The 19,838-nt window shown below is 45.7% G+C and carries 18 protein-coding genes; 17 read left to right on the forward strand and 1 reads right to left on the reverse strand.

Going from position 1 to position 19,838, the window contains the following annotated elements; genetic code table 11:
- Positions 1-12: 12 nt before the first annotated feature.
- The 6 genes from BLT91_RS01770 (at position 13) to BLT91_RS01795 (ending at position 7,967) form a co-directional block, all read left to right on the forward strand.
- Positions 13-897, forward strand: coding sequence for a carbohydrate ABC transporter permease (locus tag BLT91_RS01770; protein ID WP_090815968.1), 885 nt, complete (start codon positions 13-15; stop codon positions 895-897).
- The gene (locus tag BLT91_RS01775; RefSeq protein WP_090815970.1) at positions 887-1,717 is read left to right on the forward strand and encodes a carbohydrate ABC transporter permease; all 831 of its coding nucleotides are present in this window, start codon (positions 887-889) and stop codon (positions 1,715-1,717) included. Before BLT91_RS01770 ends, BLT91_RS01775 begins: the two co-directional genes overlap by 11 nt.
- Before the next feature lie 98 nt (positions 1,718-1,815).
- The gene (locus BLT91_RS01780; RefSeq protein ID WP_090815971.1) at positions 1,816-3,165 is read left to right on the forward strand and encodes an ABC transporter substrate-binding protein; all 1,350 of its coding nucleotides are present in this window, start codon (positions 1,816-1,818) and stop codon (positions 3,163-3,165) included.
- 89 nt (positions 3,166-3,254) lie between these two features.
- On the forward strand, positions 3,255-6,968 hold the full coding sequence (locus BLT91_RS01785; RefSeq protein ID WP_090815973.1) for a glycoside hydrolase family 31 protein: 3,714 nt from the start codon (positions 3,255-3,257) through the stop codon (positions 6,966-6,968).
- A complete protein-coding gene (locus tag BLT91_RS01790; RefSeq protein ID WP_090815975.1) occupies positions 6,965-7,591 on the forward strand; it encodes a thioesterase II family protein in 627 nt (208 codons plus the stop codon). The genes BLT91_RS01785 and BLT91_RS01790 overlap by 4 nt, the downstream gene beginning before the upstream one ends.
- Positions 7,592-7,709: 118 nt before the next feature.
- Positions 7,710-7,967, forward strand: a complete 258-nt coding sequence (locus tag BLT91_RS01795) for a hypothetical protein (protein ID WP_090815977.1) — start codon at positions 7,710-7,712, stop codon at positions 7,965-7,967.
- A 78-nt stretch (positions 7,968-8,045) separates the two neighbouring features.
- On the opposite strand, the gene BLT91_RS01800 is transcribed toward BLT91_RS01795, so the two are convergent.
- Positions 8,046-9,968, reverse strand: a complete 1,923-nt coding sequence (locus BLT91_RS01800; protein WP_090815978.1) for an FAD-dependent oxidoreductase — start codon at positions 9,966-9,968, stop codon at positions 8,046-8,048.
- A 191-nt stretch (positions 9,969-10,159) separates the two neighbouring features.
- On the opposite strand from BLT91_RS01800, the gene rsgA reads away from it, so the two are divergent.
- The 11 genes from rsgA to BLT91_RS01855 all read left to right on the forward strand — a co-directional run bounded on the left by rsgA (position 10,160) and on the right by BLT91_RS01855 (position 19,809).
- On the forward strand, positions 10,160-11,221 hold the full coding sequence (rsgA, locus tag BLT91_RS01805; protein WP_254776749.1) for a ribosome small subunit-dependent GTPase A: 1,062 nt from the start codon (positions 10,160-10,162) through the stop codon (positions 11,219-11,221).
- A gap of 308 nt (positions 11,222-11,529) precedes the next feature.
- Positions 11,530-11,880 carry a histidine triad nucleotide-binding protein gene (locus BLT91_RS01810; protein ID WP_090815980.1) on the forward strand — a complete coding sequence of 117 codons (351 nt, stop codon included), beginning with the start codon at positions 11,530-11,532 and terminating at the stop codon, positions 11,878-11,880.
- A 114-nt stretch (positions 11,881-11,994) separates the two neighbouring features.
- Complete coding sequence (gene rpsU / locus BLT91_RS01815; protein ID WP_029195880.1) at positions 11,995-12,168, forward strand: 30S ribosomal protein S21; 174 nt, start codon at positions 11,995-11,997, stop codon at positions 12,166-12,168.
- An 8-nt stretch (positions 12,169-12,176) separates the two neighbouring features.
- Positions 12,177-12,620 carry a GatB/YqeY domain-containing protein gene (locus BLT91_RS01820; protein WP_090815981.1) on the forward strand — a complete coding sequence of 148 codons (444 nt, stop codon included), beginning with the start codon at positions 12,177-12,179 and terminating at the stop codon, positions 12,618-12,620.
- A 130-nt stretch (positions 12,621-12,750) separates the two neighbouring features.
- Positions 12,751-13,416, forward strand: coding sequence for an NfeD family protein (locus BLT91_RS01825; protein WP_090815983.1), 666 nt, complete (start codon positions 12,751-12,753; stop codon positions 13,414-13,416).
- A 12-nt stretch (positions 13,417-13,428) separates the two neighbouring features.
- Entirely contained in the window at positions 13,429-14,418 is a 990-nt protein-coding gene (gene floA / locus BLT91_RS01830) for a flotillin-like protein FloA (protein ID WP_090815985.1), read from the forward strand.
- Between the two features lie 20 nt (positions 14,419-14,438).
- A complete protein-coding gene (locus BLT91_RS01835) occupies positions 14,439-14,900 on the forward strand; it encodes a hypothetical protein (RefSeq protein ID WP_090815988.1) in 462 nt (153 codons plus the stop codon).
- A gap of 159 nt (positions 14,901-15,059) precedes the next feature.
- Positions 15,060-15,338 carry a sporulation protein YqfC gene (gene yqfC, locus BLT91_RS01840; RefSeq protein ID WP_090815990.1) on the forward strand — a complete coding sequence of 93 codons (279 nt, stop codon included), beginning with the start codon at positions 15,060-15,062 and terminating at the stop codon, positions 15,336-15,338.
- A gap of 36 nt (positions 15,339-15,374) precedes the next feature.
- Positions 15,375-16,568, forward strand: a complete 1,194-nt coding sequence (yqfD, locus tag BLT91_RS01845; RefSeq protein ID WP_090815992.1) for a sporulation protein YqfD — start codon at positions 15,375-15,377, stop codon at positions 16,566-16,568.
- Positions 16,569-16,574: 6 nt separating this feature from the next.
- Positions 16,575-17,540: a PhoH family protein gene (locus BLT91_RS01850; protein ID WP_090815994.1), complete on the forward strand. Its 966-nt coding sequence runs from the start codon at positions 16,575-16,577 to the stop codon at positions 17,538-17,540.
- 40 nt (positions 17,541-17,580) lie between these two features.
- The gene (locus tag BLT91_RS01855; protein WP_090815995.1) at positions 17,581-19,809 is read left to right on the forward strand and encodes an HD family phosphohydrolase; all 2,229 of its coding nucleotides are present in this window, start codon (positions 17,581-17,583) and stop codon (positions 19,807-19,809) included.
- Positions 19,810-19,838 lie beyond the last annotated feature (29 nt).

Here is a 19,838-nt window from a genome sequence, read left to right on the forward strand (position 1 = left end):
AAGGAGAGCGTCATGGTCGGACAAAAGAGATTTTCCAAAGCAGTTGTCATTATCGGATTTTTATTGCCAAGTTTAGCGGGATTACTTCTGTTCCAACTCATCCCGATGCTGTCATCGGCGGTCATCTCCTTTACGAATTGGGATTTGTTAACCCCGGCGAAGTTCGTTGGGGTGGATAATTACACCGAAGCTTTGCAGGATGAGAAAACGCTTACATCACTTAAGAATATTCTTCAGTACATCCTTGGTTATTTACCCTCTGTTCTTGCTTTTGGTTTACTGTTCGCGGTTTTACTGAATAGGAAGCTAAGAGGAATTAAGCTTTATCGGATCTTCATCTTTGTACCCGTCATCACCTCGTGGGTAGCTGTTTCCATCGTATGGCGCTGGCTGCTGAATGGACAGAGCGGACTCATTAACTACCTGCTGTCGCTAATCGGAATTCAAGGACCTGTATGGCTGCAGGACTTCGTATGGGCGATGCCCTCCATTATCGCAGTTAGTGTATGGAAAGATATCGGTTATGTGACCGTCATTCTTCTTGCGGGACTGCAGGATATTTCGGACGATTATTACGAAGCGGCGACAATTGATGGCGCAGGCGGGTTTGGGCAGTTTTTCCGTGTAACGTTACCGCTGCTCACGCCTAGCATCTTTTTCGTACTTGTCATATCGCTCATCAATGGCTTCCAGCTTTTTGATCAGGTGCTAGTTATGACAGGCGGCGGTCCAGCTGGGCAAACGAGCACGCTTGTGCAGCAAATTTATGGGAATGCTTTTCAAAGCTATAAAATGGGCTTTGCCTCTGCGCAGTCATGGATCTTATTCGTCATTATTTTCGCCGTCACCATCGTTCAGCAGCAGCTTCAGAAAAGGTGGGTTACCTATGACAGATAAATATATGCCGTATCGGAACTTGCTTTCACACCTCATTTTGATTGTGGCGGCTGTCGTTCTCATGTTTCCTTTTGTCTGGATGCTGTCGGGTTCCTTTAAGGATAACTTGGAAGTCGTCCGAATGCCGCCTAATTTAATACCCGATACATTTAAATTCAGCAACTACGTCGAGATTACGAAATACTTTCCGATCTATCGCTTTTTGGGCAACAGCGTAGGTATTTCCTTAGTGACGACCGCTGCGCAGATCGTTGTATGTGCGATGGCTGCATTTGTTTTTGCTAAAATACCGTTCCGAGGCAGGGAGACTTTATTCGTTCTCTATTTGATCACGATGATGATTCCTATGCAGGTGACGATGACGCCACTCTTTATCGTGTTTCAAAAACTGCACCTGACGAATACGTATCTCGGTCTCATTTTGCCAGGAATCTTCAGTGCTTACGGGACTTTCCTGCTTCGACAACACATCATGACCATTCCTGATCCGCTGATTGAGGCAGCCAGAATGGATGGAGCTTCTTATGTGAGAGTATTTATGAGCATCATTCTTCCGTTTAGCAAACCTGCTCTTGCGACGCTAGCCATTTTTGCTTTCATGGCTTCTTGGAACAATTTTTTATGGCCGCTTATTATTACGAGCGATAAGGAGTTGATGACACTTCCGATTGGACTAAGCAAGCTGCAAGGCAGATGGGCGACGGAGTGGAACATTTTGATGGCGGGGAATGTGATTAGCTTTATACCGATTTTCATTGTGTTTTTATTCGCGTCGAAATACTTCATTAAGGGAATGACCATGAGTGGGGTTAAAGGATAATGAGAGGGGTGATGGAATTCGTTGAGGCGTAAGTGATGAAAATGAAAATGACAATCGTGAGTTAACTAAGAAAATTCATACGAAGAGAGGGTTTAAAGATGGTTACTAAAAAAACAGGTTGGGTCGTTGCGTTAGGTATGGTTGTTTCTCTTGCAGCTACGGGGTGTGGAGCGGATACGAAAAAAGAAGCTACGCCGACGCCAAAACAAGAGCCTACAGCAGCTGCTATGGGAGCAGCAACACCAGAGACAAAGAAGGAACCGGTTACCCTTAAGTTCATGCAGTATACCGCAAGCGGTTCTCAAGAGCAGACGCTAGGCGATATGGTGAAAGCGTTCGAGTCGGCCAATCCTGACGTGAAGGTCAAAGTGGATATCGTCGATTACAACAACTACTACACGAAGCTCAATACACAGCTCGCATCGGGGGATGCGCCTGACGTATTTGAGGTTGGTTACGAAAACTTCGTCTCTTATGCCGCCAAAAATACACTAAAAGACTTGACGCCGATCATTGCGAAGGACACGACGTTCAAGCCGGAAATCTACAAAGGTCTTGCCTATGACTCATTCAAGTATAGCGGTAAGCAATATGGAGTCGTAGAGTCATTTTCAGACGTAGTTCTTTTCTATAATAAGGACTTGTTTGACAAAAAGCAAGTTGAGTATCCGAAGGCGGATTGGACGTGGAAACAAGAATTAGAAGCGGCTCAAAAGCTCACCGACGCCAAAAGCGGCGTATGGGGAACCTATTCGCCAATTCAATTTTATGAGTTTTACAAAACAATCGCTCAGAACGGCGGAGGCATCTGGAGTGCAGATGGCAAACCTACTGTAAACAGTAAAGAAAATATTGAAGCCTTGAATTGGATGCTGGATAAAGCGAAAAAGTATAAAGTTTCTCCAGCGCTTAACGACGATACTTTTAACCAGCCAGATGCTGACTTAAATGCATTTAAAGCGGGTAAGATTGCTATGCTGCGTGGCGGAATTTGGAACTTTGGCCGCTTTGCGGATGCTCCGTTCAAATGGGATATTGCACTAGAGCCTGGTAATACGAAGAAAGCGCATCATTTCTTTGCGGATGGCCTTGTTGTTTCTGATAAAACGAAAAATGCGGAAGCGGCTTGGAAATTTATCAAATTCATGTCTTCCGATCCTTCTGTTGTTAGCAAACGGATTGAGAAGGGCTGGAGTGTGCCGGCTGTTTCGGATGAAAAAGTCATGGAGGCTTATTTCAAACAAACGCCGCCAGCTTCGAAGAAAATCGTACTTGATGCATTAAATTCGCTTGTACTGACACCAGTAGGTCCTATTCCGGACAAATGGAACGACTTGACGAAAGCGATCGGCGACGAGCTGGACAAAGCGAAATTGAAATCCGATTACACAGCGGAAAAAGCACTCAATGAAGCGCAAGCTAAGATTGAAAAATTAGTAACTAAATAGCATAGTGCGGACATAGAGTCGGCAGGGAAGGGGCATTGTTGCGGCAACGGCCCCTTTCTCATTCATACACGGATGGAGTAGGAGGATTTATGGTGCAAACAATAGATTCAAATCAGAATGTTAAATACTTTTTAGATGAACATACGGGTCAGGTTACGATTTCGGGGCAGCTTGCCACTTTTCGAGATATTGCATTTTTGAGTTATGCGCTTATTCAGCGAGGTGAGGCGGAGCGTGTATTGCCTGTACTGCGTTTGATGAACAGCGATCAATTTAAGGGAAAGTTGGCGCTAACGGATGCGGCGCTCCGGATATGGGCTTTCGGTGAATATCTCAAGGTAACGGAAGATCAGGATTTCAAATTGGAGATCGAAGGGATTATCGAGGAAACCGCCTTACTTCTAGACAGCAATTGGCAGAAACCGCAGCCTCATTGGCTGCAGCACGGGAACGAAGGCATTTATTTGAGCCATTTAGCGATGTACTTCGCTGCGGTTCAAGCGAATATTCAGAACGGCGTTGGCGAGCGGGGTGTGCGTTTACTGAAGGCGATTCGTGAACTCGTCTTTGCCAGCTTCATTAAAGAGGGCCGAGTCATTAGCGAATTGGGTGATACAGCGATTCATGGGGATATCCTCACAGCAGCAATTCCATTCGGTATGCTGGGTATTGAAGACCGCATTCTAATCGAAGCGTTGTATAAATTGGAAGAAACACTCGTAAGTAAAGGGGTAAGATTCAAAGCTGGAGACACCTTTTATGGAGGCTGTGAGCGATCCGATCTTACCTGCCTGTTGGCGTTATACTACGCTAAAAAGGGGGACACAGTTCGAGCGAAAGAACTGTTAGCTCATGTAGAGTCGTTTCGGAAGGAAAATGCGAAGCTGTATGAAGTAGACGCTTCTACAGCCAAGGAGCCTTTGTTGCTGGCTTATTGGCGTGAACATGCAGGAGAACCACCCGTCAGTACATGGGGTGGCGTACTGTTGGAGCTAGCACAGGCTGCGCTTATTTCAGGTGATGTCCGTAGTGAAAGCTTGCACAGCGTCACTCTGGTGCATCAACCGACGGGTTACGATGACCCTTACGTCATCTTGCCTTACGAGCGGTTTCCTCGTCATCCCGAAGCGGGGGATTCGGTGCTTGTGCGCCTCCTGACTCAGCCTTTTCAGGCGAGTCAGGTTGTGACTGTGCAGTCCGCCGTTAATGGCATTCCGGCGGCCGAAGCCGTGACCGCCGTCATGAAAGTGACAGACGGCGGAGAAAAGGTCTGGGAAGCGCAGCTGGGCCCTTACCTCGCAGGTGACGAGGTCAGCTATGCTTTTGCGCTTCAGAGCGGAAGCAAGTCGCTGAGTTCAGCGACTTACCGCTTTCAAGTGCTGGCATGGACGGCGCTGGAGCGCGTCCATGAACTAAATTCGACGACGGATGGCTTCGTCGTCGAATTGGCTTACGGTGCGGCGGGTACTCGCACCGCACAGCTGTCTTTCCGTGCCGACGAGAGCGGCGCGATCAAGCTGACGTTCGCCGCAGACGGCGAACGCTCTCTAGGTGCGCCGGCGCAGCGGGCGGCGCTGGAGGTTGGACGCGCACGGCTGGAAGCCGAGGTGCGCGGAGGCAAGCTTGCGCTCGCGCTGCGCAGCACGGAGGGCGTGCTGATGGAGGGCTTCGCCGCTGAAGGGAAGCCGTTTATCGAGGCATTAACCGACGGCTCGGGAAGCCTGCATAAGCTTCGCTTGAACTTGAAAACGAGCCCGGAGCATCGCTGGTTCGGCATGGGGGAACGCTTTTCCCATTATGAATATTCGGGTCATGAAGTCGATCAATATGTGTACAATCAGTACCGAGATCAAGGATTGAAGACTTACATGCCGGTTCCTTTTGCGATATCTTCCGGCGGGTATGCGATCTTCGTGGATACGGCGCTTTATTCGACTTTCCGCTTTCATACACGGTTATCTGATCTTGTGGAAGTGGAAGCGGACGTGTCGCAGGCGAATCAACAGCTGGTTGCCTATTTATTTGCGGAGGAGCCGCTCGCGATGGTTGGACAGTTTACCCAGCTATCAGGCAAACCTGTATTACCGCCGAAGTGGTCGTTTGGACCGTGGATGTCCAGCAATAACTGGGATTTCCAGGCTGAGGTTTTGAAGCAGGCCGAGCTAACGGCGAAGTATCAGATCCCGTCCACGGTGCTAGTGATTGAGCAATGGAGTGACGAGGCGACGTTCTATATTTTTAACGATGCGCAGTACACTGTCAAAGACGGTAATCTACCGTTTAGCTATGATGAATTCCAGTTCCCGGAATGGGGCCGTTGGCCGAATCCAAAGGGGATGGTTGAAGAATTGCATGAGCAGGGCTTGAAGGTGCTGTTATGGCAAATTCCCATTCATAAACATATGTATGGCGTTGCTCACGGTCAGCGCGATCAGGATGAAATTACACTGCTAGAGCAAGGTTACTGTGTGAAAACGGCGAATGGGGAGCCGTACACATTGCCTTATAACTGGTTCAAGGATTGTCATATTCTTGACTTTACGAACCCGGAAGCGGTGAAATGGTGGTTTAATAAGCGCCGATACCTCGCAGATGAAATCGGTGTGGATGGTTTTAAAACCGATGGCGGCGAGTTCGTCTTCGGTCACGATTTACAGTTCTATGATGGCTCTACAGGCCGCGAAATGCGCAATTTGTATCCCAATTTATATGTGGGCAGCTATTACAATTTTATCCAGCAGTATGCCAAAGACGGAGGCATTACTTTTAGCCGGGCGGGTTACACGGGAGCACAGCGGTACCCGATGCACTGGGCTGGCGATGAGCGCTCAACCTTTCAGGCCTTCCGCTCTTCGATGATTGCCGGGTTATCCAGCAGCATGTCGGGCATTGCGTTCTGGGGTTGGGATCTGGGCGGCTTTCATGGGGACATTCCGACAGCGGAGCTGTTTATAAGATCCACCCAAATGGCCGCTTTTTGCCCTGTCATGCAGTATCATGCCGAGACGAAAGGCGAGTTCAATCAAGATCGAACGCCGTGGAACATTGCTGAACGAACAGAACAGCCGCTTGTCATCGATTTATACAAAAGGTACGCAGACATTCGGATGAACCTCTTGCCTTACATTTATGATCAAGCGATTCGTACCAGCCGAACGGGGCTCCCTATGATGCGTGCCATGTCCCTTCAATTCCCTGCTGATCCGCATTGTACCGAAATGATTAGTGAGTACATGTTTGGAGAAAGCTTGCTGGTCGCTCCCGTTACGGAGGAAGGTCATGGTGCTAAGGAGATTTATTTCCCGGAAGGGTCATGGATATCTTTGTTCGACCAGGAAGAAGTTCAAGGTCCTTGCTTGATGAAAGTGGCCGCACCGTTGGAAACTATCCCTGTTTATCAGAGACAGGATAGTGTTATTGCGCTCAATCTCGCTGAGAATTATTCGCTTGGCGATCATGTGGGCAATAGCGTAAATGGTTATGAGCATTTATGTTTCCGAGTTTATGTTGTGGGTGAGCTGGAGGCAGAGTTTGAAGATGACCTAGGCAATCATGTGACCATTTCAGCAAAAAGAGTAGGCGGTCAGATCCGTCTGGACTGGTCAGGCAGTCTTAGTGTTAATCAACCAATTACTTTCGTTTTACATCAACCGAGTGGTGTATCCGTAGTTACGTGTTCAGAAACGGAACTATCACCAGTAGATGATGTAGAACATCTGCTTCCTGGTCATTATTTGAATAGACATAAGAATCTACTTATAACTGTCCAGGAACCGGCAGGAAGTCTGGTGATAGCGCTGTGATTTTGTTCGGGTTCCCTCACTGTGGAGATTACACAAAGTCGTACCTTACTTGGAGCAGCGGCTTACCCGCTCGTGTTAGGTTTCAATGTGTTGAACTGAGTCAAGCCCGATTATCTATGCGCGAGGTTTCCTCTGAATTGTGGGAGCAAGCTCTTCAAGAGACCTGTCAATACGTCAAGCAGAAGCTGATGCCTGGAGAAGAATATGTGTTTATCGGCCACTGCTGGGGCAGCTTGCTTGCTTTTGAGGCCAGTCATCGCTTGAAAGCAGAAGGAATCGCTGAGCCACGGCACTTATTTCTATCTGGCTGCAGTGCCCCTCATCTTATTCGGCCTCGCGGTGTATCGAATGGCATGCAGGGGGATGTGTCCGCGATAGGCTGCCAGCCTGTGGAGGAATATCGTGGTCCATTTAATCGAGAGCAGCTTCGTGCTAGATTCAGTGTTTTTACAGGTAAGAAGGATGAACATGCGCTCGTTGATTATTTGGCGGAGTGGAGTCGTTATACGGCGAAAATATGCGATGTGCACGTTTGTGAAGGCGATCATCGCTACTGGCAATCGGATTCAAACAAATGGCTGCAGCTCGCACAGACGATTGTGGAAAGGGAATATCTGATTTAACCATACGGCGGTCACGATTGATTGAATAGGATTCGTGGCCGCCCAAAATTGAATGGGGATGCTTGGAGCAGCGCATGCACGGCGAGGAATAACTGTTGTTGGAGCTTCTAAGTCATTCATGTTTAGCAAACAAATTTCGGTAAAATTTGAAGCCTGGGTCCGTATGAAGAATACGACGCCGACGACGGCAAGAGCCGAAATTCAAAACTATGGCGGATCAGCCATTTATGCGAACATCAGTAACAACGGTGTTTGGAAATATATCAGCGTAAGTGATATTATGGTGACCAATGGCCAGATCGATGTTGGATTTTACGTGGATTCACCTGGTGGAACTACGCTTCACATTGATGATGCGCGCGTAACCAAACAATAAACAAAACAACCAGCTCCCCCGAGAATGGGGGGCTGGTTGTTTGTTTATTCGTAATGATCATCTATCATGTTGGACGAATTATACATGTTGAAGTGCTTGCTGAACTTCTTGCACAATGGATAAAGCCGCGGTGCGGGCACTTGAGAAAGCACGCTCTGCAAGCTCTCCCTTACCTGTACAGCCGTCTCCGCAGAAGTAGAAAGGAACGTTTTCCACGCGTATCGGTAGCAGATTATTGGAAGCAATGTTTTTCACGCTGGAAACCATCGCTTTCTTGGAAACACGTTTCACGGCTGTGACATCGCGCCAGCCTGGATAATGTTTATCAAATAAAGCTTCCATTTGGAGGTTCTTCTCTTCCAGGTACGCTTTGCGCTGCTCCTCGTTATCGAAGCGGTCGCTTAAGTATGCGATACCTTGCAGCAGCTGACCGCCTTCTGGTACTAGTGTGTGATCCGTCGCTGAAACATCGCTAATGAATAGCTTGTTATCCATGTCGCTGATGTAGCTGAAAGGTCTCGCAACAACACGGCTTAACCCAACATCATACACCATGACTTCAGTTGCAGTATTGGATTCATATTGAGCAAGGAAAGGTTCCCAAGCTGTACCCTTCAACAGTTTAACTACTTGCTGAACGGGCATCGCGAAGATGACTTTATCAAATGAGGTTTCACGGTTCTTGGTTTGGAGAATGAACTTACGATCCGCATATCGGAGGCTTTCAACGCCTTCTTGAATGGCAATTTCCCATTTGCCGGACGTTGTCAGCTTTTGCTTCAGTTGATTCGTAATGACGGCCCAGCTTCCCAATATATAATTGACTGGCTTCGAGGAAAGGAACAAGTTGTGATAGTACTCGCTGATTACCGCTCCGGAGACGTTGCGAGCATCCTCAGGCGTAATGAAGAAGTTGGAGCAAACCAGATGCTCCCATAATTCTTTAACATCTTCATCCGCATTGGATTCTGCCAAATAATCTGCAAGCGTTGCGTAGTTTTTTAAGTTGTGAATATTCGCGATAATGGCTGTGATTTCACCGACGAACCTTACCTTTTGCATCGTGCTGAGCAGATCGGTTTTTAAGAGGTTAATAGCATCAAGCGGTGCTGCTGTTAGTTGATTATGCTTCGCATAAAAAACTTTGCGTTTATCTACTTGCTTAGAAGAAAAAGATAGTCCAAGCTCTCGCTCCATGTTTGTTATTGTATGACGATCAATCCCATAGATGGCATGTGCACCATAGTTGAGTGTGAATCCTGCTTTTTCATAAGTAAAAGCACGCCCGCCAAGCTGCGGACTCCGCTCGAAAAGAATGCCTTCAACATGCGGGTTCTCAGATAAATAGGCGGCCGCTGTTAATCCTGCAAGACCTCCGCCAATAATTGCTACTTTCATTTTGTTTTCCTCCTTGGGGACTGTTTCTACCTGCAGACGGGCATAAGGCTCTTGGGAGCGAATACCCACCCAAATCCAGGCTAAGTTATTTTTCATCATGGAGAGTAAATCGGCATCATCTTGGTTGCACCAAGTACGGATTGTTCCCGTATACATGCAAACGAGCAGTTCAATTTTTCTAGGTTCTGGAAGCCAATGTAATAAGCTTTCAGATAGTATGTTTAGTTGCTGCATTTCTTCCGTTTTTACGGTTTCATTTTGCAAAGATAAAGCTTGTAAGCTGCGGATTAGCCGTGGTGATAAATGAATGTTAGACGCTAAGTCTAAGAATAAGCGATTAATATGTCCTTCAAGGGATTGGACCTTGGAAGGAGGCTGCTTCACCCATTCTTGAATCAATTGGCTTTGTTTGCTATAAAGGGCTGAGATGATGGCATCTTTGCTCTTAAAATAATGATAAAAAGTTCCCTTAGATGTTCTTGTCGCTGCGATGATATCGTCTACGGACACATTCTCATAGCCTTTTTCCATAAACATCGTTAATGCGATTTCCATCATCACATCACGCTTTTTGCGGGTGGTGGCTCTCATGAATTGACTCATCCGCACACTCCGTTTCAACCATCGATTTATTCCTATTATATGCAATAATAGACTCGCAGTCTACAAATGAATTTGTCGATGTATTAACAAGTGCGGAGGAAAAAATAATCTAAATGATTGTTTCCCGTGTGATGTCGTTACTCAAGGTCTATACTTTAGATTAGAACCACACGAGAGGATGAAATTAAGACTTGATTAAAGCAGATCTAGGATGGAATTCTTTTTTTGAAAAAGCATTTGAACCTTACCTTAATGAAGGATACAGAACTGGACGAGTGTCCTTGGAACATAAACATATGTATCGCGTGCAGACGGAAGCAGGAGAAGCATTGGCTGAGGTTTCGGGTAAAATGCGTCACCTAGCTCTGCGTCGAGAGGACTATCCCGCCGTAGGAGATTGGGTCGTTCTATCCATACGGGAAGAGGAGCAGCGAGCAACGATCCATGCTGTACTTCCGCGTAAAAGTAAGTTTTCCCGTAAAGTAGCTGGTCAAGTCACCGAAGAGCAAATTGTTGCCACGAATGTCGACACGGTGTTTCTGGTTAACGCGCTTAATCTGGACTTTAATGTTCGGCGAATCGAACGTTATCTTGTGCTGGCCTGGGAGAGCGGGGCAAATCCAGTTATTGTTCTAAGCAAAGCGGATCTATGTGACGATCCGGAAGCTCTGGCAGCAGAAGTCGCGGCTGTTGCAGTTGGAGTGCCCATTCATATTATTAGCTCAGCCGCTAATCGTGGACTAGAAGAACTTGCAGCTTATATTTCTCAAGGCCAAACGGTTGCCTTGCTGGGATCGTCGGGTGTTGGTAAATCAACCTTGGTGAATCACATTTATGGGATGGATATTCTAGACACAGGGGATATTCGAGAAGGTGATGACAGAGGGAAGCACACAACTACGCATCGTGAGCTCATCACGTTACCCGGAGGAGGCATTTTGATTGACACGCCTGGTATGCGTGAACTTCAGCTGTGGGATGCGTCAGAGGGGTTAAGCACGTCTTTTCAAGATATCGAAGAGCTCGCAAAGATGTGCTTTTTTCAAGATTGTAAGCATGGAGATGAACCTAAATGCGCTGTGAAAGGCGCTCTTGACGAGAGGGTTTTGGCCCTTGATCGCTTTCAAAGTTATGTGAAATTACAGAAGGAGCTTGCCTATTTGGCGCGCAAGGAAGATAAAGGACTTCAAGCTGCTGAGAAAGCGAAATGGAAGAAGATTCACCAAGCTCTGAAAAGCCAGCATAATCGTTAATCCAATCGCAATGAGATGAGCAGATGTCGATGATGAGAATTTATACTTAGCTGTTCCTACAGGCGGTATGGATGCAGAACAGATGAGGGCATTTTTACTTTCCTTTTGCGGGACTTCTAGCCTTATCGCTACTGCCATATTATTAATAGAATAATCTTATTTCTTCTTGAAACATCTTACAGAAACTGAGATGTTTCTTTTTTTTGCAAATGTTCCATTTAAATGGAGCAATTAGATTGGATTTTTTTATTTGTTTCCGATAAAATTAAAAGTAGAAGTTTTATCGAAAGCGGGGGACAAGTTCAAACATGAGTGATTGTATTTTTTGTAAAATTATCGAGGGGGAACTTCCCTCGAAGAAAGTGTATGAAGATAGCGAGATTTTAGCTTTTCACGATATTCAGCCAGCCGCGCCTATTCATGTCCTCATTATCCCAAAGAAACACATTGCTTCTCTAGCTGTTGCGGGAGCGGAAGATTGGAATATCATTGGGCAGATGCAGCGTGCAGCTTCGCAAATTGCTAGAGAACTAGAGGTTGTAGAATCAGGTTATCGCGTTATAACAAATATCGGTGCTAACGCTGGACAAATTGTGCATCATCTCCACTATCACCTTATGGCTGGGGCGCGATTATCGCCTTTAGGGGTACACAATTAATCTTCACTTTTAGGAAACGTAAGGATTCGATTGACACCCTAATTACTATCACCTATAATGAGATTTGATGAACCGTTTTATCTTAGATGGTCTGTTCGGAGGGAGGGAAAACTGTTGTCAGAAACTCGAGTTCGTAAGAACGAAACTATAGATGCTGCACTTCGTCGCTTTAAGCGTTCCATCGCTAAGGATGGCATTCTAGCAGAAGTTAAAAAACGTAAACATTATGACAAGCCTAGCGTTAAGCGTAAGCTTAAATCTGAGGCTGCTCGGAAGAGAAAGTTCTAGGAGGCAACATGAGCTTAAGCGATCGATTGAACGAAGATATGAAGCAAGCGATGAAGAGTCAGGACAAGTTCAAACTCTCTGTAATTCGAATGGTCAGATCAACGATTAAGAATTCAGAGATTGATCTGAAAAGAGCCTTAGATGACAATGAAGTGCTTGACGTTCTAACTCGTGAAATCAAACAGCGTAAGGATTCCCTCCAAGAATTTACAAAGGCGGGCAGAGAAGATCTGGCCGACAACCTGAGGGCGGAACTTGTTATTTTAGCTGAGTACATGCCGCAACAGCTTTCTGAGGAAGAAGTGAAAGCCATTGTACAGCAGACCATCCAGCAAATTGGTGCTTCTTCCAAAGCGGATATGGGCAAAGTGATGACGGCATTGATGCCTCAGGTCAAAGGACGCGCTGATGGTAAGCTTATTAATCAGTTAGTCCAACAATTATTAGGTTAATACTAAATATGTTTGACAGGACCGAGCGGATGATAATCCTCTCGGTCTTTTATTTTTTTTCAAAACGAAACAGTTTGTGTGTTGAAACGTACATAGTAGTGATAAGGAAGATTCAGGGAAGGAGTGAAAGATGATGTTTGCAGAAAACTTATCCGCCTTTCTGACTCATCCAATTACAGCGACCTTATTATTAATGGTAGGCATAATTGGTATCGCACTGGAGCTGCTTTTTTTTAGCGGTGGCTTACTCGCGTTAGCGGGGGTAGTTGGTTTTGCGCTATATTTTCTCGGCTTTTATTTGGCAGGCTTCGCTGGTTTTGGCGATTTGACTGTTTTCGGCATTGGGTTGGTCCTTCTTATCTTGGAGTTGGTCGTTCCCAGCTTTGGCATTCTAAGTGTTTTAGGTGCTATATGTCTCTTTGGCGGTGTACTGATGGCGTCTTCAGATCCAAAGGAAGCTGCGATGATGCTGGGTATAGCCTTGCTGGTCGCGATCGTGGTAATCTCCTTCGTAATTAAAACCTTTAAGCACCGCGGTGTTTGGAATCGTTTTATTTTGAAAGAACAGCTTACGACAGACAAAGGTTTTACATCCAGCCCGGATCGATCGTATTTGATCGGTTTGGAAGGGGAGGCCATTACACCGCTCCGGCCGGCTGGCACTGCAATCATTAACGGTGCACGAGTGGATGTCGTGACGAATGGCGGTTTTATTCCTAATGCTAGTAAGGTTGTCGTTGTGGAAGTAGAAGGAGCTCGTGTTGTCGTACGTGAGACTGAACCCAAAAACGCTTAGGAGGAATCATGAATGACTTTAGAACCAGGCTTGTACTTGGTACTGCTTGCAGCCATCATCATCATAGCACTTTCGGTATTACTAAGCATTGTACCCGTGATGCTGTGGATTTCAGCACTCGCTTCAGGTGTACGGATTAGCATTATTACTTTAATTGCCATGAGACTTCGCCGCGTGACCCCTAGTAGAATCGTTAATCCAATGATTAAAGCCACGAAAGCGGGCATTGATTTAAGTGTTAATCAGCTGGAGAGCCATTTTCTTGCAGGCGGTAATGTTGACCGGGTTGTCAATGCCTTGATTGCCGCACATCGTGCTAAAATCCATTTGGAGTTTGAACGAGCTGCGGCTATCGATCTCGCAGGACGGGATGTCTTGTTAGCGGTTCAAATGAGTGTAAATCCACGTGTCATTGAAACACCTAACGTTTCAGCAGTGGCCAAGAACGGAATTGAAGTTAAGGTAATTGCTAGGGTCACGGTTCGAGCAAACATTGACCGCTTGGTTGGGGGGGCTGGCGAGGAAACGATTATCGCCCGTGTCGGCGAGGGGATTGTAACTACGGTTGGCTCTAGCGACTCCCACAAAGATGTCCTGGAGAATCCAGATTTGATCTCTCGAACTGTTCTGGGTAAAGGTCTAGATGCCGGAACGGCATTTGAAATATTATCGATCGATATCGCTGATGTGGATGTGGGTAAAAACATTGGCGCCCATTTACAAACGGAACAGGCGGAAGCAGATAAGCGGATCGCTCAGGCGAAGGCTGAAGAGAGACGTGCAATGGCGGTTGCTGCCGAGCAAGAGATGAAAGCCAGAGTTGTCGAAATGCGTGCGAAAGTTGTCGAATCCGAATCGCAGGTACCCCTTGCGATGGCAGAGGCGCTTCGCAGCGGCAAATTGGGTGTTATGGATTATATGAATCTTAAAAATATCGACGCAGATACACAAATGCGCTCTTCACTAGGCAAAATAAATGACGGTAAGAGTGAGAAAGAATAATAGGTTTATGAGGTGATCTGTTGGAACAATTCATTGAATTTTTGTTTAAGCACTGGTATCTCGTTATTATCGCATTAACCTTTTTCTATCAAATCCGAAGTAAGTTGCGGCAAGTAAATCAAGGGAGTCCGAGGACAAGCGGGATGCCAACGTTTGGAGATTCTTCTGATGGCGCTACGCGGCCATTTGAAGCCAAGAAGCCATCACAGAAGGGAAATGGATCGACCTTGCAAAAGGAACGCGTACAAGATGAATATGGGCGTTCTAGCGCTGTCAAACCGGTTTCAACTATGCCGAAACAGAAGGTATCCCCATTCGGCTCTCCTGCTCAGGTGAGCACGGACAGCTCATCTATTTATGCAGATGCTATTTCAACCCCGAGTTCTTTCCCTGATGAGCCGAAGCAAGATCAGCTTCTTCAAGGAGTCGTATGGGCTGAAATCCTTGGTCCACCAAGATCTAAGAAGCCTTTTCGCAGGTAATGGCATGATAAAGAACGCCCTCCCCGAGTTATCGAGGCGGGCGTTTTTACTTTGCAGTTTTTTCACATAAAACCAGCTCTATCCGCATAAATTTGGTAGAAAGTCTATGCGCCTTTTCTGTCGCCATGATCATCTAGTTAGAGGGGGTACTGCCCAGCTATGCGTCGCTTGACCCGCAAATGGAACCAGTTCACGGCCAAGATCCTTGATCTTCCCCAGGATGTGGTGCAGGACTTGCCACGAATTACGATGATCGGCAACGTACAGCTTTATGTAGAGAATCACCGGGGTGTGCTTCATTTTTCCAGTGAAAACTTGAAGCTCGAATTAACAAAAGGGACGCTAGAAGTGTTCGGCAGACACTTGGTTATTCGAGCAATTCTTTCGGAGGAAGTTTTTATTGAAGGCTTGATCGATAATGTGAAATACATGCCATAGATGGAAGTGTTGACCAAAGGATCAGGAGGCTGAGTCATGAAACAATCACTGTTCATTGCCCGTTTGCGAGGGTATGTGCGTATTCAAATACGGGGCAAGGGGACTGAAAAGTTGATTAATCCCATGATGGAGAAGGGCTTCTCCATTTGGGATATTAAAACTGCAGATGAGGGGAAGCTGGAGCTCTTTATCCTGATCAAAGACTTTTTCAGACTTAGGCCGCTGCTGAAACGGACAGGCTGCAGGGTGCATGTACTAGAAAGGTACGGGCTTCCTTTTATAATGGACAGACTGGGGCGGAGGAAGGTTTTTTTTGGAGGGATGGCAGCTTTTATCATTGGTTTGTACGTATTGACCTCGATCGTATGGCAAGTTAGCGTGGAAGGAAATGATCGCATCTCTGAAGCGGAAATTTTGCAAGCTGCATCTAAGCAAGGGATTCATACGTTTCAATGGAAATTCAGGCTGAAAAAAGCAGAAGATCTATCGCGCGAAATTCAAAGCATGCTGCCTAATACGGCTTGGGTTGGTGTCGAAATTCGCGGTACACATATTACGATCAAGGTGGTCGAGGCAACCATTCCAGACAGCAAACCCTTGATGAATCCAAGGAATTTAGTAGCTTCAAAAAATGCGCTAGTTACAGAGATCTTGTCGGATAAAGGAAAACCAATGGTGAAGCCGAATACGTATGTAAGAAAAGGGGACGTGCTTATTTCTGGCACTATTGGTGATGAACAGAATAATCTAGTTGTGGTCGCGAGTGGTAAAGTAAGGGGCATCGTTTGGTATACCTCCCGAATTGAAGCTCCTCTTACGAAAACGTATAAGGTGTATACAGGTGAAGCTACAAATCGGAATTATCTTGTATTGGGTACCCGAGCACTGCAAGTAAGCGGCTATGGCAAGCTGAAGTTCGAGCATTTTGAGACGATTCCGGAGCGTAAGACGCTTGCCTGGCGATCATTTGCACTTCCTCTTGGTTGGCTTCATGAAAAGGTAATGGAGGTTCATATCGCCCAGGAGCCTGTTGAGCCCGCAAATGCAAAAAAGGCCGGCTTAGAGCAGGCTAGAGCCAATTTGCTTGGAGCCGCAGGAGCTGATGCTAGACTTGTAGGTGAAAAAATTTTGCATGAAAAAACAGAGAATGGTAAAATTTATATAGAAGTGCATTTTGAAGTCGAAGAAAACATCGCCGAAGAGCAACCAATTGTCATACGAGGAGAATGAGACCTGTTGGTAGAATACGCACAATCTGTAAAAATAACTTTGAAAAATCCGGCTGAAGGGCTTGCTTTGTTCGGTCCACAGGATAAATTCTTGCATGTGATCGAACGGGAGATTGCAGCACAAATCTATACGCGCGAAGCCGAAATAACGATACAAGGAGCTGCTGCGGAAGTGAACTCACTTCAGCAGCTTTTTGAGGTTCTCTTGCAGCTCATCCGTAATAATTACACGTTGACAGAGCGGGATGTCCATTATGCAGTTGAACTTGCCAAACAGATGAAAGCGGAACAATTGCTTGATTTATTTAAAGGTGAGATTACAAGCACACACCGAGGTAAACCTATTCGTGTCAAAACGATCGGACAACGAAAGTATGTCGAGACGATTAAGAAGAAAGATATCGTCTTCGGTATTGGGCCGGCAGGAACAGGTAAAACTTATCTGGCCGTTGTGCTTGCCGTAACTAGGCTTAAAGAAGGCGCAGTCAAAAGGATTGTATTAACTCGCCCTGCTGTTGAAGCGGGGGAAAGCTTAGGCTTTCTACCAGGCGACCTGCAGGAAAAAGTTGACCCCTATTTACGACCATTGTATGATGCTCTTAATGATGTCTTAGGACCTGAGCAGGTCGCCAAGTCATTAGAGCGAGGCCTCATTGAAATTGCGCCTCTGGCATATATGCGCGGGAGAACTTTAGATGATTCTTTTATCATCTTGGATGAAGCGCAAAATACAACACCAGAACAAATGAAAATGTTTCTGACAAGACTTGGTTTCGGCTCCAAAATGGTTATTACTGGGGACGTCACGCAAATCGATTTGCCGCGAGGTAAATCCTCCGGACTGGTAGAAGCTAACCGAATTCTTAGTGGTATCGAGGAACTTGGCTTTATTTATTTTGATGAGCAGGATGTTGTTCGACATTCCTTAGTTCAGAAAATCATTGTTGCCTATAATGCTGAAAAGGATAAGTAACTGAGCTAGGTTGTTAGGTAGAGAGGAATGACCTTCCGCAATGAAAAATGAAGTGCAAATGAAAGGTAAATTTCATTACCAGCTGAACGGATGGAAATACAGTACGGGTGTACGGGTACTGTTGTTTCTCTTGCTGGCGTCAGTTTTTTATATGTCTCTGTATACCAAGCTTGTACCCCAAGTTTATGATATTGTATTAGGAACGACCAGTGAAAAAACAATCTATGCCCCAAGACAAATCGAGAACGCGATTGCAACAGAACAAGCAAAAGAAGACGCAGCCAAACGCGTTCAGCCTGTTTATCGGATTGTGAATCTCAAAAATGATACGATTATTGATGCCATTTATGATAAATTATTTCAAATCAATGCCGATGAAGAAGTGAAATTTGATGATAAAGTTAGCATTTATCGCCGCGTCATCCCACAGCTGATTAGCGATTTGGAAAATCAGTCCATTAAATCGCTTCGAGCTAGCGGTCAATACAATGATTCGCTTCTCGAACTGATCCAGCAGGGACTTGCAGAGCAGCAGTATCCGCTGCCAGAGGAATCTTATTTTAAACTTCCGAGACTGACTAAAGATGATTTGACAGCCATGCGCCCTGTAACCAAAGACATTGTCACGAAGCTGATGAACGATCAGATCCTGGATGCACAGACGGCGCGGGCCAAAGTAGCTGAGCTCGTGAATACTTCGAATCTGACGAAGAATACTTCTCGTGAAATGGTTACTGAGATTGCAAGAGGCGTCATAACGCCGAATAAATTTTTTGATCAAAAGGGTACAGATGATGCCAAAGGACAAGCAAGAGAAAGCGTAAAGCCCGTATACATTAATAAGAACGATGTGCTTGTCAAAGTCGGGGAAGTAATCACGGAAGAGATATATGCTAGACTGGATAAACTAGAGCTTCTTAAGGACAAAGCAAATCATTTGCCGCAGTTAGGTTTGGGCATACTCTCAGCTTTATTGTCTTTCGTTATTTATATGTTTGTCCGGCAAAGCTCTCTGCCGATCAAATACAATAATTCTCAGCTTGTAATGCTCATTCTTATCTTTATTATCAATGTATCTTGCATGAAAATAATATCCTTGGTCCAGAATTTGGACTATCCTTATATTGGTTATCTTGCACCAGCAGCATTAGGCAGTATCTTAATTGCTATTTTATTGGATGCTCCGCTGGCGTTTATTTCATCGGTCTTATTTTCTTTAATGGCAAGTATTATTTTTAATACGGAGCATGTTCTGCTTTTTGATTTCCGGTACGGTTTAGTTAGTTTGGTTGTTTGTTATAGTGCGGTATTCACGATTCAACGGGCAAGCCAACGCGCTACGATTTTGAAAGCCGGTCTCATGATTGCATTTTTCTCCATGCTAACGATTGCCTCGATGCTGCTGATGGAAGACCACTTTCATCAAAGAGAAGCCCTCATGTCGCTTTCCTTCGCGTCTGCAGGCGGCTTATTAACGGTTGTTTTCGTCATAGGGTTACTGCCCTTTTTCGAGGTTGCTTTTGGTATTTTGTCTCCGCTCAAATTGGTGGAGCTCTCTAACCCGAATCATCCTTTACTGCGAAAACTGCTTACGGAGACTCCAGGCACTTATCATCACAGTGTCATGGTCGGTAATTTGTCGGAGGCCGCCGCTGAATCCATCGGAGCCGATGGGCTGCTATGCCGCGTAGGTTCCTATTATCACGATATTGGAAAGACGAAACGACCAAGCTACTTTATTGAAAATCAAACGAATATTGAAAATCCGCATGATCGTATTGATCCAAATTTAAGTAAGTCGATCATTATTGCTCATCCTCGAGACGGCGTTGAAATGCTGAAGGATTTCAAAATGCCGAAGCCGATTCGAGATATTGCTGAGCAGCATCATGGTACCACGCTGCTTCACTTTTTTTATCATAAAGCAGTGAAGCAAGCCGAAGATGAGGGTAGCGAGAAGGAAATCCGCGAGGAGGATTTCCGTTACCCAGGGCCGAAAGCGCAATCTAAGGAAGCGGCTATTGTAGGTATTGCAGATAGCGTGGAGGCTGCGGTTCGTTCACTTCGTAATCCAACGCTTGAACAAATCGACTCGATGGTGCACAAAATTATTAAGTCCCGGTTGGACGACGGTCAATTCAATGAGTGTGATCTCACACTTAAAGAGCTTGATAAGATCGCCAAAACATTAAACGAAACCTTATTAGGTATCTTTCACGCAAGGATTGAGTACCCAAGCGAACTGGCCTCTAAGAAGTCAGGGACTTAATGATATTTAGTGAAAAAGCTTATGCTTAC

The organism is Paenibacillus sp. yr247, from assembly GCF_900103825.1.
GTDB lineage: Bacteria > Bacillota > Bacilli > Paenibacillales > NBRC-103111 > Paenibacillus_E.